Below are 24,454 nucleotides of genomic sequence, written 5' to 3'. Positions count from 1 at the left end.
ACGCACCCGCTGGACTCAGTGCGCGGCGTCGGCGAGGTGCTGGGTGCCGATGCGCTTGCGGAACACCCAGTACGTCCAGCCCTGGTAGAGCAGAACGACCGGCGTGGCGATGACGGCCAGCCAGGTCATGATCTTCAGGGTGTAGGCGCTGGACGAGGCGTTGGTGACGGTGAGGCTCCAGTCCGTGTCGAGCGTGGACGGCATCACGTTCGGGAAGAGCGTCAGGAAGAGCATCGCCACGGCGGCCACGATGGTGACACCGGACAGGGCGAACGACCAGCCCTCACGCCCGGCCTGGTTCGCCACCAGGGCGGCGACCAGGGCGGCCACGGCCACCACGAGGGCGATCAGGCTCTTGGCGTCCCCGTTGTCGGCCTGCGTCCTGAGCAGGAAGGTCAGGGCCGGCACAGCCGTGACCAGACCGACCCGCAGCGCCAGGGTCCGCGCCCGCGCACGGATCTCACCGACGGTCTTGAGCGCGGTGAACACCGTCCCGTGGAAGGTGAAGAGCGTCAGCGTGACCAGGCCGCCGAGGAGGGCGTAGGGGTTGAGCAGGTCCCCGACGGAGCCGACGTACTCCAGGTCCCGGTCGATCTCCACGCCGTGAACGATGTTGCCGAAGACCACACCCCAGAGGAACGCGGGGATCAGTGAGGTCCAGAAGATCGCGCTCTCCCAGTTGCGCTGCCACTTCTCCTCGGGCCGCTTCACGCGGTACTCGAAGGCGACCCCCCGGACGATCAGGCAGACCAGGATGACGAGCAGGGGAAGGTAGAACCCGGAGAAGAGCGTGGCGTACCACTCCGGGAAGGCGGCGAAGGTCGCACCGCCTGCCGTGAGCAGCCACACCTCGTTGCCGTCCCACACGGGGCCGATGGTGTTGATCAGCACCCGCTTCTCGGCCCGGTTCCGGGCGAGCAGCTTGGTGAGCACGCCTACCCCGAAGTCGAAGCCCTCCAGGAAGAAGTAGCCGGTCCACAGGACGGCGATCAGAACGAACCAGACGTCGTGCAGTTCCATTGACTGTGCAGCTCCCTCGGCCTAGTACGAGAAGGCCATCGGCTTGTCGGCGTCACGTAGATCGCCGCCGGTCTTCGTGGGCGGATTGAGGTCGGCCTCGGCCAGCTCGGGCGGGCCCGCCTTGACGTACTTCGCGAGCAGCCTGACCTCGATGACCGCCAGGACGGCGTACAGCAGGGTGAAGACAGACATCGAGATGACGACCTCGGCCGTGGAGACACCGGGGGAGACCGCGTCCCGGGTCTGCATCACGCCGTAGACCACCCAGGGCTGCCGGCCCATCTCGGTGAAGATCCAGCCCCAGGAATTGGCGATCAGCGGGAACGCCATCGTCCACAGCGCCAGCAGCCAGTACATCCGGGTGAGCTGCGATCCGAGCGGCTTCCTCAGCAGCACCAGACGCGGGACCTCGTCCTCACCGGTGCGCAGGGCGGGCGGCAGCAGAAACCGCTTCCGTGTCAGCCACAGGCCCAGCAGGCCGAGGGAGAAGGACGCCATGCCGAAGCCGATCATCCAGCGGAAGCCCCAGTAGGCGACGGGGACGATGGGCTTGTAGTCGCCCGGCCCGAACTGTTCCTGGAGCGCCTTGTTGGTGTCGTTGATGCCCGGGACGTAGGAATCGAAGTCGCTGTGTGCCAGGAAGGACAGCAGTCCGGGGATCTCCAGGGCGACCTTGTTGTGCCCCTTGTCGACGTCCCCGTAGGCGAACACGGAGAACGGCGCCGGCTTCTCGCCGTCCCACAGCGCCTCGGCAGCGGCCATCTTCATCGGTTGCTGCTCGTACATGACTTTGCCGAGGGTGTCGCCGCTGACCGCGGTGAGCAGACCACCGACCGCGAGGGTGACCAGGCCGAGCCGCAGCGACGTCCGCATCACCGGGATGTGCTTCTTGCGCATCAGATGGAAGGCGGCGATGCCGACCATGAAGGCGCCGCCCGTGAGGAAGGCCGCCGAGAAGCTGTGGAAGACCTGGTTGAGGGTGGTGTTCTGGGTGAGGACCTGCCAGAAGTCGGTGAGTTCGGCGCGGCCCTTCTCCTCGTTGATCCGGTAGCCGACGGGGTGCTGCATCCAGGAGTTGGCCGCGAGGATGAAGTACGCCGACAGCAGGGTGCCGATCGAGACCATCCAGATGCAGGCCAGGTGGATCCTCTTGGGCAGTTTGTCCCAGCCGAAGATCCACAGGCCGATGAAGGTGGACTCGAAGAAGAAGGCGATCAGTGCCTCGAAGGCGAGCGGGGCACCGAAGACGTCGCCGACGAAGCGGGAGTAGTCAGACCAGTTCATGCCGAACTGGAACTCCTGCACGATGCCGGTGACGACACCCATCGCGATGTTGATCAGGAACAGCTTGCCCCAGAACTTGGTCGCCCTGAGGTACTTCTCCTTCTCCGTGCGGACCCAGGCGGTCTGCAGTCCGGCCGTGAGAGCGGCCAGCGAGATCGTCAGCGGGACGAACAGGAAGTGGTAGACGGTCGTGATGCCGAACTGCCATCGGGCCAGCGTCTCCGGCGCCAGAGCCATGTCCACGTCGTCACTCTCCTCACATCGCCACATCGCCGTGGTCAGCGGCATTTTGAGCGTGTTTGTCACACCCAACGCGGGCGCAATCGGGACACGCTTGTGAACGCGTTCACATTCACAAGCAATTATGACCTACTGCTTTTCGACACCGGAAGGGGGGTCCCCTGTGACGTCAACCCCTTGGCAGGAACTTCAACACCTTGTTGAATCCGAGACATGCGGACAGGCGCGCGCCTACGGATCTCGTGGCCCGCGGGGAACCTCACCGCGACCCTCGACGACACCCCGACCACGCAAGCGCTGCTCAAGGCCCTGCCGCTCACCGCCTCCGCCCACACCTGGGGCGAGGAGGTGCACTTCGGCACAGGTGTCGGTTTCACGTGAAACGGACGCCCGGGAGGTCGTCGACCCGGGCACGGTGGCCTTCTGGACCGATGGCGACGCCCTGGCCCTCCCCCACGGGCCCACACCGATCTCGCGAGGCACCGAGTGCCGCCTCGCGAGTCCGTGCAACGTCCTGGGCCGTCTCGACGGCGACCCCCGCCTGCTGGCGACGGTGCGCGAGGGCGACCCGGTACGCATCGACTGGGTTTAACCCGTCGACGCCTACGTCTAGCTAGGCCCTGACGTCTGCCTACAGCTCCTTGCGGAACTCTTCCGACACCCTCAGGAAGATGTCGTTCGCCTCGCTCTCCCCGACCGTCACCCGCACCCCCTCGCCCGCGAAGGGCCGGACGACCACGCCGGCCTGCTCACAGGCGTTCGCGAAGGCGACCGTGTGCTCCCCCAACCGCAGCCAGACGAAGTTGGCCTGGGTTTCCGGCACCGTCCAGCCCTGCGCGCGCAACGCGTCGACCACGCGGGTGAGCTCGCACACCAGCGAGCCGACCCGGCCGATCAGCTCGTCCTCGGCACGCAGCGAGGCGATCGCGGCCTCCTGCGCGATCTGGCTGACCCCGAAGGGCACCGCCGTCTTCCGCAGCGCCGCCGCCACCGGCTCGTGGGCGATCGCGAACCCGACCCGCAGGCCGGCCAGACCGTAGGCCTTGGAGAAGGTGCGCAGAACGCAGACGTTGGGCCGCTCACGGTAGAGTTCGACGCCGTCCGGCACCTCGGCGTCGCGGATGAACTCCCGGTAGGCCTCGTCCAGGACCACCAGCACATCGCTTGGCACCCGGTCCAGGAACCGCTCCAGTTCGGCCCGCCGCACCACCGTGCTCGTCGGGTTGTTGGGGTTGCAGACGAAGATCAGCCGGGTCCGGTCGGTGATCGCGTCCGCCATCGCGTCCAGGTCGTGCACGTCGCCCGGTGTCAGCGGCACCTGGACGGACGTGGCACCACTGATCTGCGTGATGATCGGATACGCCTCGAAGGAGCGCCAGGCGTAGACCACCTCGTCACCGGGGCCCGAGGTCGCCTGGATCAGCTGCTGGGCCACACCGACCGACCCGGTCCCGGTGGCCAGGTGGGAGAGAGGCACGCCGAAGCGGTCCGACAACTCGCCCATCAGCGACGTACAGGCCATGTCCGGGTACCGGTTGAAAGAGGAGGCGGCGGCCGACACCGTCTCCATCACTCCCGGCAGGGGCGGATAGGGGTTCTCGTTGGAGGACAGCTTGTAGGCCACCGGACCGTCGGTCGCGGCGGGCCTGCCCGGCTTGTAGGTGGGAATCCCCTCCAGCTCGGCGCGCAGCTTGGGGCTCTTCTCGCTCACCGCAGTCCTCCTCGTGACCACCACCGGCATCGAATACTTCTCACCTTATGAGGATTCGCCGCCGGTGCGTATAGGTGTGGCCGGACCTCCTCCGTCACACCCGCATCAGGGGCATCAGGGCACGAAGGCGCACGATTCGGGGGGCGCGCCGCACATATATCTACGCGCCGGTGGCTCACGCCGTGGCGCGCATCCCTCGTCCAGGTGAGTTGAGACCTCTTCGCAACATCTGCCACCTCGCAGGCCCTCACCGGTCGACAGGTCAGGTAATGGGTCGGGTGGGCCCAACTGGTTCGCTTTCTGAGGTTGTTCAGCGCTAATGATCATGCAGAAACGTGACTGTCAACGCGTGCATATGCGTCCGCCCTACCCCACCCCATGAGCCCTACTATCGGCTCGCCATGACAGCAGCAGGGAAGCACCAGGTGAGCCGCGCGGAAACCTCACGTCGAGGCAGCAGGCCGGGTCGGGCGGGTATCAGGGACGTGGCCGCCGCCGCCGGAGTATCCATCACTACCGTCTCCGATGCCCTCAACGGCAAGGGCCGACTCCCGGATGCCACCCGGCGCCATGTGCGCGAGGTCGCCGACCGACTGGGCTACCGGCCCTCGGCCGCCGCCCGCACGCTCCGCACCGGCAAGTCCGGACTCATCGGCCTGACCGTGACGACGTACGGGGATGAACCTTTCACCTTCACCGAGTTCGCGTACTTCGCCGAGATGGCGCGCGCCGCCACGTCCGCCGCGCTCGCCCGTGGCTACGCCCTCGTCATCCTTCCGGCGACCTCCCGTCACGACGTGTGGTCAAACGTCGCGCTCGACGGCACGGTCGTCATCGACCCCTCGGACCACGACCCGGTCGTCAGCGAACTGGTACGCCAGGGCCTACCCGTCGTGTCCGACGGCCGCCCGGCCGGTTCGCTCCCCGTCACCGCCTGGGTCGACAACGACCACGAGGCCGCCGTGCTCGGCATCCTCGACCACCTCGCCGCCGCCGGTGCCCGCAGGATCGGCCTGCTCACCGGCACCACGACCGACACCTACACCCATCTGTCGACCACCGCCTACCTGCGCTGGTGCGAGCGTGTCGGCCAGGACCCGGTCTACGAGTCCTACCCCGCACACGACCCGTGCGCCGGCGCGGTCGCCGCCGACCGGCTGCTCGCCCGCCCCGACCGGCCCGACGCCGTATACGGCCTGTTCGACCCGAACGGCACCGACCTGCTCGCCGCCGCCCGCCGCTACGGACTGCGCGTCCCCGAGGACCTGCTGCTGGTCTGCTGCAGCGAGTCGACCGTGTACGCCAGCACCGAGCCGCCCATCACCACCCTGTCGCTGAAGCCCCGCCGCATCGGCACAGCGGTGATCCAGGTCCTCATCGACGCGATCGAGGGCCTGCACTCCGACCATCCGGTCGGGCAGGTCATACCGACCGAACTGATCGTGCGCACGTCGTCGCAGCGCCGCCCGCCGCGCACAACGGTCAGCCCGCCGCGGTCGCCCGAGGGCGAGTAGGGCCTCCGCGGCCGACGCGCCCCGGGGTGCGGTGATACCGCGGGGCGACGGCGGGTCCGCCGGCAGCGGCGCGCCATCGGCCGCAACGGCAGCCGCGGAAGCACGGCGAAGAAGGTCGGCGGAGAAGGTCGGCGAAGAAGGTCGGCTGAGACCACATCCGGCACATCCGCGGTACGGCCGGGTCGCGGTCGCGAGGGGACGAAGCCAGGCCCAATCGGGGCGAAAGCCACGGTGAACCGGAGTCCTGTCCTGATTCACCACCCCTGGGTCATCACACGGCGCGATCCGCATTCCTATGATGGGCCCACACACCGCGGGCCGCTGCGACCAGGCAGTCCGAAGCGGTGCAGATGCGGCGCGATGGTGGAGGGGTCGATGACTCAGGGGGCCGGTCAGGGACCCGAGGTGGAGCGGACGGCGACGGTGCGCGACTTCCGGGTGCCCGCGTACGTCCACGAGACCGCTCCGTACGCCGCCGACCCGCACGCGGGCGAGACCGCGCCACCCTCCGGGGAGGGACTCGAGGAGGCCCTCCCCGAGGGCTACACGCCCACCCAGCGCGATCTGCCCGTCATCCGTCGGAGTGACACGGTCCAGGTCGCCGTCGACCCCGAGCCGGTCGTGGTGCAGCGGCCGACCACGGGGCACGGCCCCCTGTTCGTCGTCGGCGACGTGCACGGCTACCTCGACGAGCTGCTGGCCGCCCTGCGGGAGAAGGGCATCGTCGACGAAGCCGGCCAGTGGTGCGCGGGCACCTCCCGCCTGTGGTTCCTCGGGGACTTCACCGACCGCGGTCCGGACGGCATCGGCGTCATCGACCTGGTGATGCGGCTGTCCGCGGAGGCCGCCGCGGCCGGCGGTTACTGCAAGGCGCTGATGGGCAACCACGAACTGCTGCTGCTCGGCGCCAAGCGGTTCGGCGACACGCCCGTCAACTCCGGCGCGGGTACCGCCACCTTCCAGGCCGCCTGGCTGCTGAACGGCGGCCAGAAGACCGACATGGACCGCCTGCAGGACCACCACCTGCAGTGGATGGCCCGTCTCGACGCCATGGAAGAGGTCGACGACCACCTCCTGGTCCACTCGGACGCCACCACCTACCTCGACTACGGCCGGTCCATCGAAGAGGTCAACGACACCGTCCGCGAGACGCTCACGCGCAGCGACGCGGAGGAGGTGTGGGACCTGTTCCGCAAGTTGACCAAGCGCTTCTCCTTCCGCGACGAGGGCGGCGCCGACGCCGTGCGCTCACTGCTCGACACGTACGGCGGCACCCGGATCGTGCACGGCCACAGCCCCATCCCCTACCTGCTGGGCGAAGTCGGCTCCGAGGACGGCGAGGACGACACCCGTACCACGGTCGAGGGACCTCACGTCTACGCGGACGGCCTGGCCGTCGCGATGGACGGCGGCGTGACCATGGCCGGAAAGCTGCTGGTCCAGCGACTTCCACTCGACGCCTGACCGTTCACCGGGCCGGTTTCTCGGCGGCGGTTACCTACACACCGGGACCCAATTTCTGGAAACCCCCTGTCACCGTCCACCGTCACCGCTCTACCATCGGCTTATCCGTAGCAGGCTCCCCTCCGTTTCTGCCCGACGGCTCGTTGGCATGCGAGCCCCAAGCCCTACGGAGCATCGGGGGATGCACATGAACAGCGTTCCGCAGCACCTGTCGAACGAGGACCGCCAAGAGTACGAGCGGGTCCTCGACGAGGCGCTGCGCTCCGCACCACACCGCCCGGAACTGGCCGCTGTCGGACAGCGGCTCAACTCCGAACAACTGCGCACCATGGCACTCAACGCCACCGCCCTCATCACGGCGGCGGCCACCACCGAGTATCAGCACTACGTGAAGGTCCGCGAGGAACTGCGCCACCCGGCGCCCCCGGGCCCGTCGTCCACCACGCGCGGATCCGGCTCGGAGGAGCAGGGCACGGGCGGGGCGGGACTGGCCGCCACCATGGGCGAGATGGCCGAGGCGACCGGTGCGGGGGCCGTCGCCGTAGTCGCCGTCCTGGCGCCGGTCCTGGCCGGCATCGCCGCGGCGATCTTCCTGCTCGTCGGGTACGCCCTGAAGATGCTCGACCCGGGTCAGGCCTTCGCGCAGACCATGCTCACCACAGGATGGGTGTTCGGTGCCGTCACCGCGGTGGCGATGCTCGTCGCCGCGGTGGGACTTCTGCTCACCGCGCTGCGCAACCGCCCCTCCGCCGAGTCCGGCTTCTACGGCGTACTCGACGAGGAGGTGGCCCGGGCCAGGGAGGCCTGGCACGAGGCCCTGCTGGAACGCGGCATCCTGCCCTTCCTCCAGGAGGCGCTCACCGGCCCGGGCACGGCGGCACTGCACCGCACGGGACCGGCGTCACCGGGCAGCCGCATGCCGCACCTCGGTTACGGCCGTCCCGGGTTCACCAGCCCCGACGGCGGCCCGGAGGCGGGCCCGCGTCCGAGGTACTCGAGCCCGGACTACAGCAGCCCGGACTTCGGCGGCCCGGAACAGCGGTCCGAGTAGCCACCGGCACGGGCGGGCAGTGCCTCAGAGGATGCCCGCCCGGCCGGCGGCAGTGATCCAGGACGGGAACTCGGACAGCAGGCGGTCGTACAGCTCCGGGTCCGGTACGGTGCCGATGTCGTCGACGGCGAAGAAGCCGACGTTGTCGACGCGTCGGCCCGGCAGGGTGTCGAAGCGCTCCAGCACCCCGTAATTGGAGCGCCCCAGTCCCACGAACTGCCAGAAGACGGGTTCCTCCACGGCCTCCCGCAGCTCCCGCTCGATCTCGGCGTTGCGGTAGACACCGCCGTCGGAGAAGAACAGCACCAGGGTCGGAGCCGGCGCCGGGTTGTCCCGGACGAAGGCGCGCACCTCGGCGATCACCTTCTGCTCCTCGTTCTGGATTCCGACCGCCCGCATGTCGGCCTGTGCGGGGTGCAGGCCCTTCTTCCTGCCCCGGCGGAACAGGCTGATCTCCCCCACGCGTACGTGCAGCCGCAGCCATTCGGGCAGCTCGCCCAGACGCAGGTCGGGCAGACGAGCCGGATTCGAGGCGAAGGTCCATGCCTGCATCTCCCCGTCGTCGTCCAACTGCGCGGCGACGGCGGCCATCCGCTCCACGACGTCCGCGACCACGCCCTTGGAGTACAGGAAGGACATGGACCCGGAGGCGTCCAGCACGAGGACGACGCGAGCGGTGACACCGGCCGCCCCGTGCTTGTCGAGGCTGACCGCGACCTGCTCCTTGCGCAGTGACAGCCGCTTGCGCATGTCCACGGGCAGACGGTCCTCGCCCTTGGTGAGGCGCGGGCCGGTGGCGGCCGACCGTGCCGGCGGCGGCACGGGGGGCACCGAGGGCGCCTGCGGGGGCACGGGCGCTGCCGGTGGCGTGGGCGTGGGCGTCGGGGGAGTCGTTGCCGTCGGCGGGGCGGTCGCGGGGGCGGCGGCAGCCACGGGGGGAGTGTCGTCCACGGTGATGCCGAAGTCGGTGGCCAGCCCCGCGAGTCCTGAGGCGTACCCCTGTCCGACCGCGCGGAACTTCCACTTCCCCTGGCGCCGGTACAACTCGCCGCCGACCAGCGCGGTCTCCGTCCCGGCCGTGATGTCGAACCGGGCCAGTCCGGTGCCGCTCGCGGCGTCCAGCAAGCGCAGTGACAGCCCCGGCACCCGGCCGAAGGTGCCGCCGTCCGCCGAGGCGCACAGGACGATGCGTTCGACGGACGCCTCCACCGCACTCAGGTCCACCTCGACGGCGTCGGTCGTGACACCCGCGCTCGCACCGGGGCCGCCCCGCCTGCCCAGGTGCCGCACCGCGCCGGACGTGTGACGCGGTTGGTTGTAGAAGACGAAGTCACCGTCGTCCCGCACCCGTCCGGCCGAGGTGAGCAGCAGCGCGGAGGTGTCGACCTCGGGTACGCCCGGCCCGCCGGACCACACGAGTTCGACCCGCACCGCGGGGGAGTCGACGGCGACGTTGGCACCCTTGCTCAGGGAGATGGCTGTCATACGTCCAGTCTGCCGAGAGAGACCCCGGACGGGGAGAGGCCGACCCGCCCTCTCCGCTCTCGACCACGCTGCCGATCAGTGCGTTCTCCCGGAAGATCACTCGCTCCGGGAATCGGAGGGATGGTCAGGCGCGGCCACTCCGCGACGTCGCGCACAGCTCGACCAGCAGCGTTCGCAGGGTCCGACGCGACCCTCCGGGGGCCGGACGGATTCCGGCGTCACGTGATCGACAACCCGTTCGGAGTGGCACGGCCCGCGCCTCCTTCCTGAGGTCCGGGCCGTGCCGCCGGGTGAGGGCTACTCCGCCAGTGGCAGGTACACCCGGTTGCCGCTCGCGGCGAACTCCCTCGACTTCTGGAGCATCCCCTCGGCGACCTCCTCGGGAGAGGCCCCCTCGGCCGCCGCACCACCGAACCGCTCCGTGATGCTTTGGCTGATCTTCATCGAGCAGAACTTGGGCCCGCACATGGAGCAGAAGTGGGCCGTCTTGGCGGGCTCGGCCGGCAGTGTCTCGTCGTGGAACTCCCGCGCCGTGTCCGGGTCGAGAGCCAGGGCGAACTGGTCCTCCCACCGGAACTCGAACCGGGCGTCCGACAGTGCGTCGTCCCACTCCTGCGCACCCGGGTGCCCCTTGGCGAGGTCGGCGGCATGGGCGGCGATCTTGTAGGTGATGACGCCGGTCTTGACGTCGTCACGGTTGGGCAGGCCCAGGTGCTCCTTGGGCGTGACGTAGCAGAGCATGGCCGTGCCCCACCAGGCGATCATCGCGGCACCGATACCGGAGGTGATGTGGTCGTACGCCGGCGCGACGTCCGTCGTCAGCGGGCCGAGCGTATAGAACGGGGCTTCATCGCAGATCTCCTGCTGAAGGTCGATGTTCTCCTTGATCTTGTGCATCGGGACATGGCCCGGGCCCTCGATCATGGTCTGTACGTTGCAACGCCTGGCGATCCGGTTGAGTTCCCCGAGGGTGCGCAACTCGGCGAACTGGGCCTCGTCGTTGGCGTCCGCGATCGACCCCGGACGCAGGCCGTCGCCGAGGGAGTACGTGACGTCGTAGGCGGCGAGGATCTCGCAGAGTTCCTCGAAGTTCTCGTACAGGAACGACTCCTTGTGGTGTGCCAGGCACCACGCCGCCATGATCGAGCCACCGCGCGAGACGATGCCGGTCTTGCGGTTCGCGGTCAGCGGTACGTACGCCAGGCGCACGCCCGCGTGGACCGTCATGTAGTCCACACCCTGCTCGGCCTGTTCGATCACGGTGTCCTTGTAGATCTCCCACGTAAGCTCCTCGGCCCGCCCGTCGACCTTTTCCAGGGCCTGGTAGAGCGGCACGGTTCCGATGGGGACGGGGGAGTTGCGCAGGACCCACTCGCGAGTGGTGTGGATGTTGCGGCCGGTGGAGAGGTCCATGACCGTGTCGGCGCCCCACCGGGTCGCCCAGGTCATCTTGTCGACCTCCTCCTCGATGGAGGACGTCACCGCCGAGTTGCCGATGTTGGCGTTGACCTTCACCAGGAACCGCTTGCCGATGATCATCGGTTCGATTTCGGGGTGGTTGACGTTGGCGGGCAGCACGGCGCGTCCGGCCGCGATCTCCTCGCGGACCACTTCGGGCGAAACGTTCTCCCGGAGGGCCACGTACTCCATCTCCGGGGTGATCTCGCCCCGGCGTGCGTACGCGAGCTGCGTCACCGCGCTGCCGTCCCGGCCCCGGCGCGGTTGGCGCGGGCGTCCGGGGAAGACGGCGTCGAGGTTGCGCAGGCCGCCGCGCGGCGAGGTGTGTTTGATCCCGTCGTCCTCGGGGCGGACCGGACGACCCGCGTACTCCTCGGTGTCTCCGCGGGCGATGATCCAGTTCTCCCGGAGCGGCGACAGTCCCCTGCGGACATCGGTGTCGACGAGTGGATCGGTGTACGGGCCCGAGGTGTCGTACAGCGTGACCGACTGCCCGTTGGTGAGGTGCACCTGACGGACCGGCACCCGCAGATCGGAGCGTGAGCCCTCGATGTACGCCTTGTGCCAGCCGGTGGACTTCCCGGCCTCCGCGGCCTCCGCGGCATCCTCCTGGGCGGAGCCCCGCTCGGAGTTCTGCTCGGAGGCAGGCGTGCGTGCGTCCTTGATGGTCATGAGACCTACTCCCTACGCCGGCATTACCCGGTAACAGGTTCGGCGGTCGACGCAGCGGCTTCCGTCCGACGACGCCTCGTGGGATACATCACTCGACTTCGGTGACGTTTCCCGTGAAACATCGCTGGGACGGAGGTCAGCGCCCTCTCAGCCCGGTGCTCCGAGCTCCCGCGTGTACAAAGGTGCCTCCACGCTAGCGCCCATTCGGGCGCGGTGAACAGAGGGCCCCCCTCGTTCTTGCGATGATCGGGCGGTGACCACACCGCAGCATCCCCCGTTTCCGCCGCACGGACCCCGCCGCGGACCGAACGCCGAAGAGGGCGACGGCCGTGCGGCCGGCCACGCCCCCGTCGGCGCTCACGGCGCGAGCTACGGACACGGTGCGGGCGAAGGACACGGTGCGGACGGCGGGCACAACGCCGGCGGCGGGCACGGGCATTCGCACGCACACAGTCACGGGCCGGCGGCTCCTGTCTCCCGTCATCTGCGGAAGGTCATCGCCGCCATTCTGATCCCCTTCGCCGCCGCCGTGCTGGTCGGGCTCGCGGTGCTGTGGCCGGGCGGTGCGCCGCCGCACGAGCGCACCGGGGTCGGCTTCGACCGGCAGACACAGCAGGCCACGGTCACCAAGGTGGTCCAGCTGAGCTGCCAGTCCGTCAACGCGTCGGGCGGCACTCCGACCGGCGACACGTCCACCGCCGAGGGTTCCTCCGCGGTGCGGCAGGCGACCGGCGACTGCAAGCGGGCGACCATCCGCGTCGACACCGGCGAGGGCAAGGGCCGTACGTTCGACGAGATCGTGCAGCCGGACCAGTCACGGCAGTTGCACGAGGGCCAGAAGGTGGTGGTCGCCTACGAGCCCTCCGCGCCCAAGGACCTGCAGTACTCGGTGACCGACATCAACCGTCGGCTCCCCCTGGCCCTGCTCGCCGGCGTCTTCGCGCTTGCCGTCGTGGCCGTCGGACGACTGCGTGGCCTGATGGCGCTGGTCTCGCTGGCCATCAGCTTCCTGCTGCTGAACTTCTTCATCCTGCCGTCGATCCTGCAGGGCTCGAATCCACTGGTCGTGGCGGTGATCGGGTCCAGCGCCATCATGCTGATCGCGTTGTATCTGTGCCACGGACTGTCGGCCCGCACCTCCGTGGCGGTGCTCGGCACCCTGATCTCGCTGCTGCTGATCGGTGTTCTCGGATCGCTGTTCATCGGCTGGGCCGCGCTCACCGGTAACACGGACGACAACACCGGCCTGATCCACGGTCTGTATCCGTCGATCGACATGAGCGGTCTGCTCCTCGCCGGGGTCATCATCGGTTCGCTCGGTGTGCTCGACGACGTGACGGTCACTCAGACGTCGGCGGTCTGGGAACTGCACGAGGCCGACCCGACGATGGGCTGGCGCGGCCTGTACCGCGCGGGCATCCGCATCGGCCGCGACCACATCGCCTCGGTGGTGAACACGCTCGTCCTCGCCTACGCGGGCGCCGCACTGCCCCTGCTGCTGCTGTTCTCGATCGCGCAGAGCGGTGTGGGGACGGTCGCCAACAGCGAGTTGGTCGCGGAGGAGATCGTGCGGACACTGGTCGGCTCGATCGGCCTGGTGGCGTCCGTGCCGGTCACCACGGCCCTCGCCGCCCTGGTCGTATCGGCGGACCGGCCGGCCAACCGGCCGGTCCGGGCCGTGGGGGCGGCACCGGGCGCGGACGCGGCGGCGCCGGCACGTGGCAGGCGGGGCCGTCGCCGTAAGCGCTGACGCGCCCGGTGAAGCGTTACGCCACCGCCGCAGGATCTGCCGTAACGGTTCAGCCCGCGCTCTGCTCTTCCGCCAGGATGCGGTCCAGGGCCTCGTCCAGGTGGGTGTCGAAGTCGGCGAGCGCGCCCTCCTGCCCCAGCGGCACCAGCTTGTCGGTGCGGTCGAGAAAGGCCACGAGGGGCGCGGCCGAGGAGCGGAACAGCGCATGGTCGCTGCCCACCTGAAGGCGGATCAGCACCTCCGCCAGCGGCTCCGGATCGACCGGCGCGATGCGCACGTCACCGTCGCCGCTCGGCCGGCCCACCCCGTCGACCAGCAGCTCCCGTCCGAAGGCCCAGGTCACCGGCGCATCCCCGGGCAAGTGGAAGGTCAGGCGCACGGCATAGGGATCACGGGTCTCGTAGCGCAGCTCCACCGGAATACGGAAAGAGAGCTCCTCGGACACGAGAAAGCTCATCATGACCTCTGCCTGTACGGACTCGCCCATCGCCTACCCCGTCATTCGCCGTCGACTGTCCGGGAATCAAACCTCTAACACTCATGGCATCTTGCTCAACGTACACACCAGATCACAAGGAGTGAGTTTTCAGATACTGATAGAGATCGCGAGTGACCCCAGAAGTCGCCCCACCTCGTTCTGCAACCGCTGGGCCGCGGGCAGCAGCCGATCCGCCTGATGGACGGGCAGTGAGATGGCCATCGTCGCGGCCGTGGTGCCGACCGTGATCGGGATCGCCGCGCAGACCGTCCCCAGGGCGTACTCCTGGCGTTCGGTCACCGGCGTCATCCGCCTCATGTGTTCCAGTCGCTTCGCCAGACTGTGGCCGTCACGCACCGTGTACGGCGTGACGGGACGCACCGGGTAGCGGTCCAGGTGGTCACGGCGGGCCTCCTCGTCCAGCTGGGACAGCAGGCACTGCCCGATGGCGTGCGCGTGCCCCGTCTCGCGGAAGTCCGCCCACTCCTCGACCGCCGGGGTGCCCGGGGTGTCGGAGACGCACACGACCTCGATCTCGCCGTCCCGGTACATGGCGTAATACACGGGGACGCCGATCGCGTCCCGCCAGCGCGCCATGGTGTCGACCACCGTGCTGCGACGTTTCTGCTCGGCCCCGCTGCTGCTCAGCCGCTCGGCGGCCTCGCCGAGGAAGAACAGCCCCTTCTCCCGGCGCAGGTAGCCCTCGTGCACCAGGGTGCGCAGCAGGTGGTAGGCCGTGGGCAGCGCCAGTCCGGTCTCGCGGGCCAGTTGTTTGGCGGGCGCCCCGTACTCGTGCCCGGCGACGCACTCGAGGAGACGCATCGCCCGCTGCACGGAGCCGATGAGAGTCGCGGAAGGCGGGTCGGCCGAGGAGGGCGCGGGGGTCCGAGGCGTCGGGCAGGGCTGCACGGGAAGAGTGTGCAGCGGAGCGAATGCGGTGTCAGCCGTGGCCAAGGGTCACTCCCGAAACGCGAGGAGGCATCCCGTGCGGTGGGCACGGGTGGGGGTGTGCGCCGTTCGCGAGGTCGCCCCCGCGTGGAGTTCCGGACTCTAACCGCCGGTCACCGCTCGCCGACGGCCCGTCCGGGAAACTTCCCTCGCCCGAGGGAACCGGTGGTTCCTGTTACCGCCACCGGTGTCCCACGGCTCTCACCAGTCGCTGCGCGACGACGAGCCCGACATGAACTTGCGTACGACGTAGACCAGTCCGCCGACGAGTGCGACGAAGACCAGCAGCTTGAACAGCAGTCCGATCACGAACCCGACCACGCTGGCGATCAGCCCGCCGAACACGACCAGGGCGATGACCGGCACCGCGATCCACTTCACCCACCACGGCAGCCCCGTGAAGATCTCTCGCATCGCCCTCGTCCTTACCTCTCCGCCCGTTCGAGTGCCGGGTCCTTCGACGACCCGGTCCCCTCCGGGAGATTTCTGATGTCCTGCACTCGATGCTAGAGCCGCGAGGGCCCCGGCCGAGCCCTCGCACCCCTTGTCTCCCCCTGACCGATCCCCTAGGGAACGCCGGGGTCGCGTCTCAGCTCTCGGGCGGAGAGAACACCACCAGAACCCGCAGGTCCTCACTGATGTGATGGAACTTGTGGGCGACCCCGGCCGGGACGTAGACCACACTGCCGCGGGCGACCTGCGTGGTCTCCATGCCCACAGTGATCGCGGCCCGGCCGCTCACCACGAAGTACACCTCGTCCTGTGCATGCGGTTTCTGCGGGTCGGCCGTCCCCGCGTCGAGGGCGTACAGGCCGACCGACATGTTCCGCTCCCGCAGGAACTGCAGGTAGGCACCGTCGTTGGCGGCGCGCTCCGCCTCCAGTTCGTCCAGCCGGAATGCCTTCATCGCCTCGTCCGCCCCTGCCTCACCGTTCTCGTCCGATCGCGTCTGCCACGATCAGACACATGAAGAATTTCCTAGTCAAGACGATCGCCAACGCGGGCGCCCTCGCGGTCGCCGTGTGGCTGCTCGACAAGATCACTCTGACCGGGGGCGGCACCGGCGAGAAGGCCGCCACACTGATCGTGGTCGCCCTGGTGTTCGGCCTGGTCAACCTGCTGGTGAAGCCGATCGTGCAGGTGCTGACCTTCCCGCTGTTCATCCTGACCCTCGGCCTGTTCACGCTGGTGGTCAACGCGCTGATGCTGTTGCTCACGTCCTGGCTGGCCGACAAGATCGACCTCAGCTTCCACGTCGACGGGTTCTGGACCGCCGTCCTGGGTGGCCTGATCGTCTCGATCGTCTCCTGGGCCCTCAACGCGTTCCTCCCCGACGAGGACTGATCCCGATGACCTACCGCGTCTGCTTCGTGTGCACGGGCAACATCTGCCGCTCCCCGATGGCCGAGGCCGTCTTCCACGCGCGCGTGGCGGACGCCGGACTCGACGACCTGGTCGAGGCCGACAGCGCCGGCACCGGCGGCTGGCACGAGGGTGAGGACGCCGATCCGCGCACCGTGGCCGTCCTGGCGGAGCACGGATACCGCCTCGGTCACACGGCCCGCCAGTTCCAGCAGTCCTGGTTCTCCAGTCTCGACCTCGTCATAGCCCTCGACGCCGGTCACCTGAGGGTCCTGCGGCGCCTCGCGCCCACTCAGCGCGACGCGGCCAAGGTGCGCCTGCTGCGGTCGTACGACCCCGTCGTCGACAGCGGTGACCTGGACGTCCCGGACCCGTACTACGGGGGACAGGACGGCTTCGAACGATGCCTTGAGATGGTGGAGGCGGCGAGCACCGGACTGCTCGCCGCGGTACGCGAACGAGTGGAAGGACGGGCGGCATGAGCGATTCCGCTACGCACGACAAGGCCGGTACCGGCAGGGAGAGGCCCGCTTCCGGTCCCGGAGACGGCACGCGCGCGGTGCGGGCCGGGCTGCCCGAACCCGTGAAGCACGAGCCGACCCTGCCCGGCCCCGTGTTCGCCGCCCACTTCCACCTGCCGGGCGACCCGACCGGCCCGTACACCTACGGCCGCGACGAGAACCCGACCTGGACCCACCTCGAGCGCGCCATCGGCGAACTGGAGGCCCCGGGGCAGACCGGTGTCGAAACGCTCGTGTTCGCCTCGGGCATGGCCGCGATCTCCTCGGTGATCTTCTCCCAACTGCGCGCCGGGGACACGGCCGTCCTGCCCGACGACGGCTACCAGGTGCTGCCGCTGGTCCGCGCGCAGTTGGAGGCGTACGGCATCGAGGTGCGCACCGCGCCGACCGCCGGGGACGCCCAGCTCGACGCCCTGGACGGGGCCAAGCTGCTGTGGATCGAGACGCCGTCGAACCCCGGGCTCGACGTGTGCGACGTACGGCGGCTCGTCGAGGCGGCGCACGCGCACGGTGCCCTGGTGGCCGTCGACAACACCCTCGCCACGCCGCTCGGACAGCGCCCGCTGGAGCTCGGCGCCGATTTCTCGGTGGCCAGCGGCACCAAGCAGCTCACCGGGCACGGTGACGTGCTCCTGGGCTACGTGGCCGGCCGCGACGCCGGGGTGATGTCCGCCGTACGGCGCTGGCGCAAGATCGTCGGTGCGATCCCCGGCCCCATGGAGGCCTGGCTCGCCCACCGCTCGATCGCCACGCTCCAGCTGCGTGTGGACCGGCAGGACGCTGCCGCGCTCAAGGTGGCCGAGACACTCCGGGAACGGCCGGAGATCACCGGTCTGCGGTACCCGGGACTGCCCGACGACCCTTCCCACAAGGTCGCCTCGCAGCAAATGCTGCGCTACGGGTGCGTCGTCTCCTTCACGCTGCCCTCGCGCGCGCATGCCGACCGATTCCTCGACGCACTGCGGCTCGTGGAGGGCGCGACGAGCTTCGGCGGGGTGCGGTCCACCGCCGAGCGGCGCGGGCGCTGGGGCGGCGACGCGGTGCCGGAGGGCTTCGTCCGCCTCTCGGTCGGCGCGGAGGACCCCGACGACCTGGTGGCGGATCTGCTGCGTGCCCTGGACGAAGCGGTGGACTGACGCCGGCCCACGGCCGCTGCCCACGCCCCGCAGCCCGGCCCTGCCGGGACGACGGGCGGTCCGATCCTCTCCCCCTCGTGGCTCGGACCGCCCTGCGGTCTCCGCGCCCGGAGAACCGCGCGGACAAGGCCAGTTGACCGAGTGGCAGTGTCCCATCACAGCGGCGACAGCGACCTGTCGGCCCATGCGGACGTACTCCCTGGTGGTGCGGACCGGCTCGCTGGGTCATGCCGCACACAGCCCGGGCCCACGAGTGGCTGCTGCGCGCGGCCGCCGCCCGGAACTGAGTCCACGAGCTCACCAGTCGGGGGTGCGCCACGATGTTTCACGTGGAACCAGCCGGGCCACATTTCTCCCATGACCGTCCGACCCGTGGTCAAGCGCACCGCTCGCGCCGTCCTTCTGGACGGCGACCACCTGATCCTGATCAAGCGGACCAAGCCCGGCATCGACCCCTACTGGGTCACCCCCGGGGGCGGGGTCGAGCCCGACGACACCACCGTTGTGGACGCCCTGCACCGCGAGGTGTACGAAGAACTGGGTGCCAAGATCAGCGACGTGGTGCCCTGCTTCGTGGACACGGTGGAGCACATCGGCGAGGACGGTGGCGCGACCGGTGTGAAGGTGCAGCACTTCTTCGTCTGCCACCTGGAATCCATGGATCCGTCCCTGCGGCACGGCCCCGAGGTCGACGAGCCCGCGGGCGAGTACGAGATCGTCAGGGTGCCGTTCACCCGGGTCGGGATCGCCTCCGTCCACCTGGTTCCGCTGTCGCTGCGGCACTACCTGGACGGCAACATCGAGGGTGTGCGTGCCTTGCACGCCCCCGACCTCGGCTGACCCAGACGGGAGCCGGCCCGCGACCGCTGTAGCGTCCGACAGATGTCGGGCTGCGGTGCGTTCGGCCACGACATGGCCAAAAGCGCGTGCTTCACCGGAAAGAGGTGGACGCGGACGGCCGCTGTCGGACAGCCTGACCCGCGTGCCGACACCTTCCCTCGCCTCTCTGCCGATCCGCCGTCTGACGCTCCGCGACCTCACCGCCTGCGCCGACCTGTCCGAGGACCGGGGGTGGCCGCGCGAGGAGCACAAGTGGGGGTTCCTCCTGACCGCCGGCACGGGGTACGGCATCGACGACCCCGGTGGCGGTTTCGTCGCCGCCTGCACCGTCACCGAGTACGGACCGCAGGAGCGCCCCGCGCTCGCCGCCATCGGCATGGTGCTGGTCGCCGAGCGGCACGCCCGCCAGGGCGTCGGACGTCGGCTGATGCGCCACATCGTCTCCGCCCTGGGCACCGTCCCCCTGACGTTGCACGCGACCCCGTACGGCCGGCCGCTCTATGAAGAGCTCGGATTCAAGGTGACCGGTGGAGCGGAGATGGTGGGCGGTCACTTCACTCCGGGTGGGCCGGAACCGAGGACCGTCACTCGTGCGGCCACCGCCGAGGACCTCACCATGATCCTCCGGCTCGACGAGGAGGTGTTCGGCGCCGACCGCACGCACATCGTCACGCGGCTGCCCGCCTTCGCCGATCAGCTGCGCGTCGCCGAGAAGGACGGCAGGATCATCGGGTACGCCGCGGCCTGGCCGAACATGGACACCCACGTCGTGGGCCCGCTGATCGCTCGTGACACCGAGACGGCCGAGGCGCTGATCGGCTCCCTCGCCGCCGGCACCGACCGACCGCTGCGCACGGACATCGACGTACGGCACGAGGAGCTGCTGGCGTGGGTCAAGGAGCGCGGCCTCACCACGGTCGTCCCCAACGCGGTCATGACATACGGGATCAGTGAGCTGCCCGGGGACTGGACCCGGCGGTTCGCGCCGCTGACGGTGGCCGCGGGCTGATTCCGGTGGCCGCCCCCTCACCGCGACGAAGCCGGTCCCCGGGCTTCCCGGGAGCCGGCGGTCGGACGCAGGCGGCTGCCGTCAGACAAGGCTCCGCACGGCGGCAGAAGCGAAGGCGTGGTCCTGCCCGGGTGCGCCGCCCCCCGCCCCGATCGCGCCGATCGGCCGGCCCTCGCGGTGCCCGGGCACGCCGCCCGCGATGGACGGCAGTGGCTGGTCGAGCGCCGTGGGCAGAGTGTGGAAGAGGCCTCCGGGCCGGACGGCATCGACGAGGTCGGCGGTGGGGGCGTTCAGCTGGAGCGCTGTGCAGGCCTTGCGCGTGCTGGTCTCCCCGGAGATCAGCACGGCACGGTCGTCGCGTTGGAAGGCGAGCAGGTGACCGCCGGCGTCGAGGACCGTCACACTGACGGTGACGTCGGCCGCCTCGGCGACGCGGTGGGCGGCGGCGACGAGGGCTTCGGCATCCTGGATCGTCGGCGGGGCGACAGCGGTGGTGCTCATGGGTGTTACTCCTCGGTTGTGCTGAATGGCGCGGTGCCTCGGTGGTCGTCGAGACGGCAGTGGCCGCGGGGGTGCGGGGTCGGCCCTGACCCGCGGTCCTGCGGGGCGGGGTCCTTCAGTGGTGGACGGCGGCGGCTCGCCGCTCGGCGGGCACGGAACCCGCGACGACCGGACCGGGGGCACTCGCGCGCCGTTCGAGGGCGGCCGAGAGCACGGCGAGGACCAGGGCGGCGGCGGCGAGCACGGCGCCGACCCAGTTGGGGGCGGTGTATCCGAGGCCGGCGGCGATGACGACGCCACCGAGCCAGGCGGAGAGCGCGTTGCCGAGGTTGAAGGCACCGATGTTCACGGCCGAGGCCAGCGTCGGGGCGCCGTGCGCGTGGTCAAGGACCCGCTTCTGCAGCGGCGGGACGGTGGCGAAGCCCAGGGCCCCGATCAGGACGATGGTCACGGCGGACGCGCTCTTGTTGTGCGCGGTCAGCGTGAAGAGGGTCAGTACGACGGACAGGCCGCCCAGGGAGACGTAGAGCATGGGCATCGGGGCGCGGTCGGCGTACCTTCCGCCAACGAGGTTGCCGCCGACCATGCCGAGGCCGAAGAGGACCAGCAGCCAGGTGACCGAGCCGTCGGCGAAGCCCGCGACACGGGTCATCATCGGCGCGATGTAGGTGATGGCCGCGAAGACCCCGCCGAAGCCGAGAACAGTCATGGCCATCGCGAGCAGGACCTGGGCGTTCTTGAACGCGGCCAGTTCGTGCCGCAGCCGCACGCCCTCCGCCCTGGGCACGTCGGGTACCAGCTTGGCGATTCCGGCCAGGCCGACGACTCCGAGCGCGGCGACGACGGCGAAGGTGACGCGCCAGCCGACGGACTGCCCGATCAGCGTTCCCAGTGGGACACCGACGACATTGGCGACGGTCAGCCCGGTGAACATCATCGCGATCGCGCCGGCCTTCTTGTGCGGAGCGACCAGACCGGCCGCGACGACCGATCCGATGCCGAAGAAGGCACCGTGGGCGAGCGAGACGACCACGCGGCCGACCAGCATGACGGAGAAGGCCGGGGCGAGGGCGGAGAGCAGGTTGCCGACGACGAACAGGCCCATCAGCAGCATCAGCATCCGCTTGCGCGGAACCTTGGTGCCGAGCACGGTCATCAGCGGGGCGCCGAACATCACACCGAGCGCGTATCCGGTCACCAGGAATCCGGCGGTGGGGATGGACACCCCGTAGTCGCTCGCGACCTCGGGCAGCAAGCCCATGATCACGAACTCGGTCGTTCCGATCCCGAAGGCCCCGATCGCCAGGGCCACAAGCGCGAGAGGCATGGAGGAGTACACCTTCCCAGACGATTGCACGAGCGCTATTGCCGCGTTCACAATAATTGCACACGCGGGCTATATGCAAGCGCTGACAATCGCGGTGCTGGTCTACCCTGGTCGCAGCCGCTCCGGGACGGAGGAACCACATGACAGCGACGAACCCCGCGCTCACCGCCCTCTCCCAGGGCTGGTGCGCTCTCTCCCTGCTGCACGGGAGGATCGAAGCGCACATCGAGCGCGCTCTGCAGGCCGGCCACGACCTCAGCGTGCGCGAGTACTCCCTGCTCGACGTGCTGAGCCGACAGCACGACGGCGACGGCGGGCATCTGCAGATGAAGCAGGTCGCCGACGCCGTCGTACTCAGTCAGAGCGCGACCACTCGCCTGGTTACCCGGCTCGAGGACCGTGGCCTGCTCGAGCGCTACCTCTGCCCCACCGACCGTCGCGGCATCTACACCAACGTCACCGCGGCCGGCCTGAAGCTGCTGGACGAGGCGCGACCCACCAATGACGCCGCCCTGCGTGAGGCCCTCGACGAGGCGGCCACGAATCCCGACCTGGCCCCCCTGGTCCGGGCGGTGGAGACCCTGAAGGCACCAGTGCCCGCCCAACCGGTCCTAGAGTGCGGTCATGGGAGATCTTGAGATACGACCCACCACCAAGGCCGACATCCCGGCGGTCGTCGCGATGCTCGCCGACGACCCCCTGGGCGCTCGACGCGAGTCACCGCACGATCTGGATCCGTACCTGACCGCGTTCGAACGACTCAGCGCCGATCCCAACCAACGCCTGGTGGTGGCCGTCCGCGACAGCCGTGTCCTCGGCACACTCCAGCTGACGATCGTCCCCGGCCTGTCCCGGCGCGGTGCCACCCGTTCGATCATCGAAGGGGTGCGCATCCACGGCGCCGAGCGCGGCAGCGGACTGGGCACCCGGCTCATCGAGTGGGCGGTCGACGAATCCCGGCGGCAGGGATGTCACCTGGTGCAGCTCACCTCCGACAAGACCCGTACCGACGCCCACCGCTTCTACGAGCGTCTCGGCTTCTCGGCCTCACACACGGGCTTCAAGCTCCAGCTCTGAGCGAAGGCTCCAGCCCTCAACGGTGTGGGGCCCTGTTTCACGTGAAACAGAACCCCACCAGGCACCGGGCGGCTACTTGCCGATCCCCCGCCATCCCTCCGGATCCACTCCCCCCGGCACAGGGGCGTCCTCGTCGTACGGCCGTCGCGTGAAGACGAAGGACCCGAGGTCCAGGTGACTCACGGTTCCGTCCGATCGCCTCACGGCTCGCAGCAACTCCCCGGCGTAGTAGCCCTCCAGCCCCGTCCAGGTGCGGTCATCGTTCGCCCGGAAACGTGAGCGACGGCCCTGGCCCGCCAACGGACCCATCGAGACCCCTCCGTCGGAGGTCAACCGCAGGGCGAAGGCGTGGGTCCCCCAGTACCAGGGCCCCGCCAACTCCAGTACGGAGGGGTCAACCTCGCGCAGCGGACGCCAAGGGTCGGGAAACCGGGGCTCCGCCTCCGCCACGATGCGCACGAGGTCGGCTCCGACTCCGGCGAGCGGTGGCCCGGAGGTGCAGTTGGTCAGCACCACCGCAGCCACGTCGTCCTCCACTCCGATGGTGAGATTGGCCAGGAAGCCCGGCAGGGACCCGGAGTGCCCCACGAGCAGGCGCCCGTCCCGGTGCTGGAGCTGCAGGCCCAGTCCGTACGCCGCACCGTCCACGACGTCCGCGGTCTCCGCCGGTGCGGCGGGCACCCGCATCTCCCGCACGGTCTCCGCGCCGAGCACCCTGTCGTCCCCCTTCGCCAGAAAGACGGCGAACCGCGCCAGGTCTCCGGTGGTGGACCAGAGTTGCCCGGCCGGCGCCATCCGTCCGAGATCCTCGACGGGCTCGGCCAGCATCACATCGGCCCACGGATGAACCGCCCAACCACCGGCATACGGAGCGCTGGGCCGCGTGGCCGTACGCTCCAGCCCCAGCGGGCCCAGCACCTCCCGTCGCAGTACGTCCCCCCACGAAGCGCCGCGCAGCTTCTCGATCAGCGCGCCGAGCAGGGTGTAGCCGGGGTTGGAGTAGTGGTGCCGGCGGCCCACCGGGTGGCGGAGCGGCTGCTTGCCCAGCACATCGGCGAGTTCGGGCCGCAGCGAGCCCGGCGTCCGCTCCCACCACGGCGCGGGCGACTCGGCGGCCAGCCCGCCCGAGTGCGCCAGCAGTTCGGCGATCGTGGCCTCCCCCGCACCGGTGTCCGGCAGATGCCGATCCAGCGGATCCGCGAGGTCGAGCGCCCCTTCGTCGCGAAGCCGCAGGACAAGAACGGCGGTGAACGTCTTGGTGATCGAGCCGATCCGATACTGCACGCTCTCGTCCGGGCCGTGACCGTCGACCGAGGTCCGCGCCCCATGCCACACGGCCCGCCCGCCCCGGACCACCGCCGCGACGAGCGACGGCGTACGTCCCTCGGCCTGGGCCACGGCGATCCGGTGCGACAGAGCCCGGCGGGTGGTGGGGAGCAGCTCTTCCTGAGGAGTCGTCATGCGCCCAGTCCACCGGCCATGACACCCCACGTCGAGTCGATTTCCCCGAGCCGTGCGGCGCGTGCCCAGCGTGCCGAGCGGTTCACCGCCCGGATCGGCGGTCGACGAGGCGTCGGTGCCGGGCACGCGCCCTGAGTGCACTCAC

23 protein-coding genes, 1 pseudogene and 1 riboswitch are annotated in these 24,454 nt (G+C 69.7%); of the genes and pseudogenes, 12 read left to right on the top strand and 12 right to left on the bottom strand.

The window, feature by feature from the left end:
* Positions 1-15: 15 nt before the first annotated feature.
* Positions 16-1,020 carry a cytochrome d ubiquinol oxidase subunit II gene (cydB, locus tag ACGFYH_RS17335; protein ID WP_393803974.1) on the bottom strand — a complete coding sequence of 335 codons (1,005 nt, stop codon included), beginning with the start codon at positions 1,018-1,020 and terminating at the stop codon, positions 16-18.
* 21 nt (positions 1,021-1,041) lie between these two features.
* Complete coding sequence (locus tag ACGFYH_RS17330; RefSeq protein ID WP_393803973.1) at positions 1,042-2,547, bottom strand: cytochrome ubiquinol oxidase subunit I; 1,506 nt, start codon at positions 2,545-2,547, stop codon at positions 1,042-1,044.
* 210 nt (positions 2,548-2,757) lie between these two features.
* Here ACGFYH_RS17330 and ACGFYH_RS17325 point away from each other — a divergent pair.
* Positions 2,758-3,136: pseudogene (locus ACGFYH_RS17325) on the top strand (cyclophilin-like fold protein).
* A gap of 39 nt (positions 3,137-3,175) precedes the next feature.
* On the opposite strand, the gene hisC reads toward ACGFYH_RS17325, so the two are convergent.
* The gene (hisC, locus tag ACGFYH_RS17320) at positions 3,176-4,255 is read right to left on the bottom strand and encodes a histidinol-phosphate transaminase (RefSeq protein ID WP_393803972.1); all 1,080 of its coding nucleotides are present in this window, start codon (positions 4,253-4,255) and stop codon (positions 3,176-3,178) included.
* Positions 4,256-4,656: 401 nt separating this feature from the next.
* On the opposite strand from hisC, the gene ACGFYH_RS17315 reads away from it, so the two are divergent.
* The 3 genes from ACGFYH_RS17315 (at position 4,657) to ACGFYH_RS17305 (ending at position 8,284) form a co-directional block, all read left to right on the top strand.
* Positions 4,657-5,769 carry a LacI family DNA-binding transcriptional regulator gene (locus ACGFYH_RS17315; RefSeq protein ID WP_393803971.1) on the top strand — a complete coding sequence of 371 codons (1,113 nt, stop codon included), beginning with the start codon at positions 4,657-4,659 and terminating at the stop codon, positions 5,767-5,769.
* Between the two features lie 360 nt (positions 5,770-6,129).
* A complete protein-coding gene (locus ACGFYH_RS17310) occupies positions 6,130-7,233 on the top strand; it encodes a metallophosphoesterase family protein (protein WP_393803970.1) in 1,104 nt (367 codons plus the stop codon).
* Between the two features lie 181 nt (positions 7,234-7,414).
* Positions 7,415-8,284 (top strand): hypothetical protein, encoded by an 870-nt coding sequence (locus ACGFYH_RS17305; RefSeq protein ID WP_393803969.1) that lies wholly within the window; start codon positions 7,415-7,417, stop codon positions 8,282-8,284.
* Positions 8,285-8,308: 24 nt separating this feature from the next.
* On the opposite strand, the gene ACGFYH_RS17300 is transcribed toward ACGFYH_RS17305, so the two are convergent.
* Entirely contained in the window at positions 8,309-9,769 is a 1,461-nt protein-coding gene (locus tag ACGFYH_RS17300) for a VWA domain-containing protein (protein WP_393803968.1), read from the bottom strand.
* A gap of 297 nt (positions 9,770-10,066) precedes the next feature.
* Positions 10,067-11,899, bottom strand: a complete 1,833-nt coding sequence (gene thiC, locus ACGFYH_RS17295) for a phosphomethylpyrimidine synthase ThiC (protein WP_393803967.1) — start codon at positions 11,897-11,899, stop codon at positions 10,067-10,069.
* A riboswitch (TPP riboswitch) is annotated at positions 11,892-12,081 on the bottom strand. Its footprint overlaps the gene before it by 8 nt.
* Positions 12,082-12,152: 71 nt before the next feature.
* Between thiC and ACGFYH_RS17290 the strand changes: the two genes are divergently transcribed.
* Positions 12,153-13,649 carry a YibE/F family protein gene (locus ACGFYH_RS17290; protein ID WP_393803966.1) on the top strand — a complete coding sequence of 499 codons (1,497 nt, stop codon included), beginning with the start codon at positions 12,153-12,155 and terminating at the stop codon, positions 13,647-13,649.
* Between the two features lie 49 nt (positions 13,650-13,698).
* Here ACGFYH_RS17290 and ACGFYH_RS17285 read toward each other — a convergent pair whose 3' ends face one another.
* From ACGFYH_RS17285 to ACGFYH_RS17270, 4 genes are all read right to left on the bottom strand, one after another.
* Entirely contained in the window at positions 13,699-14,136 is a 438-nt protein-coding gene (locus ACGFYH_RS17285; protein WP_393803965.1) for an SsgA family sporulation/cell division regulator, read from the bottom strand.
* A gap of 99 nt (positions 14,137-14,235) precedes the next feature.
* Entirely contained in the window at positions 14,236-14,949 is a 714-nt protein-coding gene (locus ACGFYH_RS17280) for an IclR family transcriptional regulator (protein WP_393803964.1), read from the bottom strand.
* Between the two features lie 327 nt (positions 14,950-15,276).
* Positions 15,277-15,489, bottom strand: a complete 213-nt coding sequence (locus tag ACGFYH_RS17275; protein ID WP_393803963.1) for a DUF5326 family protein — start codon at positions 15,487-15,489, stop codon at positions 15,277-15,279.
* A gap of 175 nt (positions 15,490-15,664) precedes the next feature.
* A complete protein-coding gene (locus ACGFYH_RS17270) occupies positions 15,665-15,982 on the bottom strand; it encodes a cupin domain-containing protein (protein ID WP_053133839.1) in 318 nt (105 codons plus the stop codon).
* A gap of 59 nt (positions 15,983-16,041) precedes the next feature.
* Between ACGFYH_RS17270 and ACGFYH_RS17265 the strand changes: the two genes are divergently transcribed.
* From ACGFYH_RS17265 to ACGFYH_RS17245, 5 genes are all read left to right on the top strand, one after another.
* Positions 16,042-16,419: a phage holin family protein gene (locus ACGFYH_RS17265; protein WP_393803962.1), complete on the top strand. Its 378-nt coding sequence runs from the start codon at positions 16,042-16,044 to the stop codon at positions 16,417-16,419.
* 5 nt (positions 16,420-16,424) lie between these two features.
* Complete coding sequence (locus tag ACGFYH_RS17260; protein ID WP_393803961.1) at positions 16,425-16,919, top strand: low molecular weight protein-tyrosine-phosphatase; 495 nt, start codon at positions 16,425-16,427, stop codon at positions 16,917-16,919.
* A complete protein-coding gene (locus tag ACGFYH_RS17255) occupies positions 16,916-18,094 on the top strand; it encodes a cystathionine gamma-lyase (protein ID WP_393803960.1) in 1,179 nt (392 codons plus the stop codon). The genes ACGFYH_RS17260 and ACGFYH_RS17255 overlap by 4 nt, the downstream gene beginning before the upstream one ends.
* A 357-nt stretch (positions 18,095-18,451) precedes the next feature.
* Positions 18,452-18,934 carry an NUDIX domain-containing protein gene (locus tag ACGFYH_RS17250; RefSeq protein ID WP_393803959.1) on the top strand — a complete coding sequence of 161 codons (483 nt, stop codon included), beginning with the start codon at positions 18,452-18,454 and terminating at the stop codon, positions 18,932-18,934.
* Between the two features lie 142 nt (positions 18,935-19,076).
* Complete coding sequence (locus ACGFYH_RS17245; RefSeq protein WP_393803958.1) at positions 19,077-19,943, top strand: GNAT family N-acetyltransferase; 867 nt, start codon at positions 19,077-19,079, stop codon at positions 19,941-19,943.
* Between the two features lie 81 nt (positions 19,944-20,024).
* Here ACGFYH_RS17245 and ACGFYH_RS17240 read toward each other — a convergent pair whose 3' ends face one another.
* Both ACGFYH_RS17240 and ACGFYH_RS17235 read right to left on the bottom strand, forming a co-directional pair.
* Positions 20,025-20,444: a heme-binding protein gene (locus tag ACGFYH_RS17240; RefSeq protein WP_393803957.1), complete on the bottom strand. Its 420-nt coding sequence runs from the start codon at positions 20,442-20,444 to the stop codon at positions 20,025-20,027.
* Between the two features lie 115 nt (positions 20,445-20,559).
* On the bottom strand, positions 20,560-21,771 hold the full coding sequence (locus ACGFYH_RS17235) for an MFS transporter (RefSeq protein ID WP_393803956.1): 1,212 nt from the start codon (positions 21,769-21,771) through the stop codon (positions 20,560-20,562).
* Between the two features lie 140 nt (positions 21,772-21,911).
* On the opposite strand from ACGFYH_RS17235, the gene ACGFYH_RS17230 reads away from it, so the two are divergent.
* Positions 21,912-22,409, top strand: coding sequence for a MarR family winged helix-turn-helix transcriptional regulator (locus ACGFYH_RS17230; RefSeq protein WP_393803955.1), 498 nt, complete (start codon positions 21,912-21,914; stop codon positions 22,407-22,409).
* Entirely contained in the window at positions 22,396-22,848 is a 453-nt protein-coding gene (locus ACGFYH_RS17225; protein WP_393803954.1) for a GNAT family N-acetyltransferase, read from the top strand. The genes ACGFYH_RS17230 and ACGFYH_RS17225 overlap by 14 nt, the downstream gene beginning before the upstream one ends.
* Positions 22,849-22,920: 72 nt before the next feature.
* Here ACGFYH_RS17225 and ACGFYH_RS17220 read toward each other — a convergent pair whose 3' ends face one another.
* Positions 22,921-24,309 (bottom strand): serine hydrolase domain-containing protein, encoded by a 1,389-nt coding sequence (locus ACGFYH_RS17220; protein WP_393803953.1) that lies wholly within the window; start codon positions 24,307-24,309, stop codon positions 22,921-22,923.
* Positions 24,310-24,454: the final 145 nt, after the last annotated feature.

It is taken from the genome of Streptomyces sp. NPDC048392 (assembly GCF_043200575.1).
GTDB lineage: Bacteria > Actinomycetota > Actinomycetes > Streptomycetales > Streptomycetaceae > Streptomyces.
The sequence above is the reverse complement of the archived record's forward strand: the minus strand, read 5'-3'. Positions and strand labels throughout refer to the sequence as shown.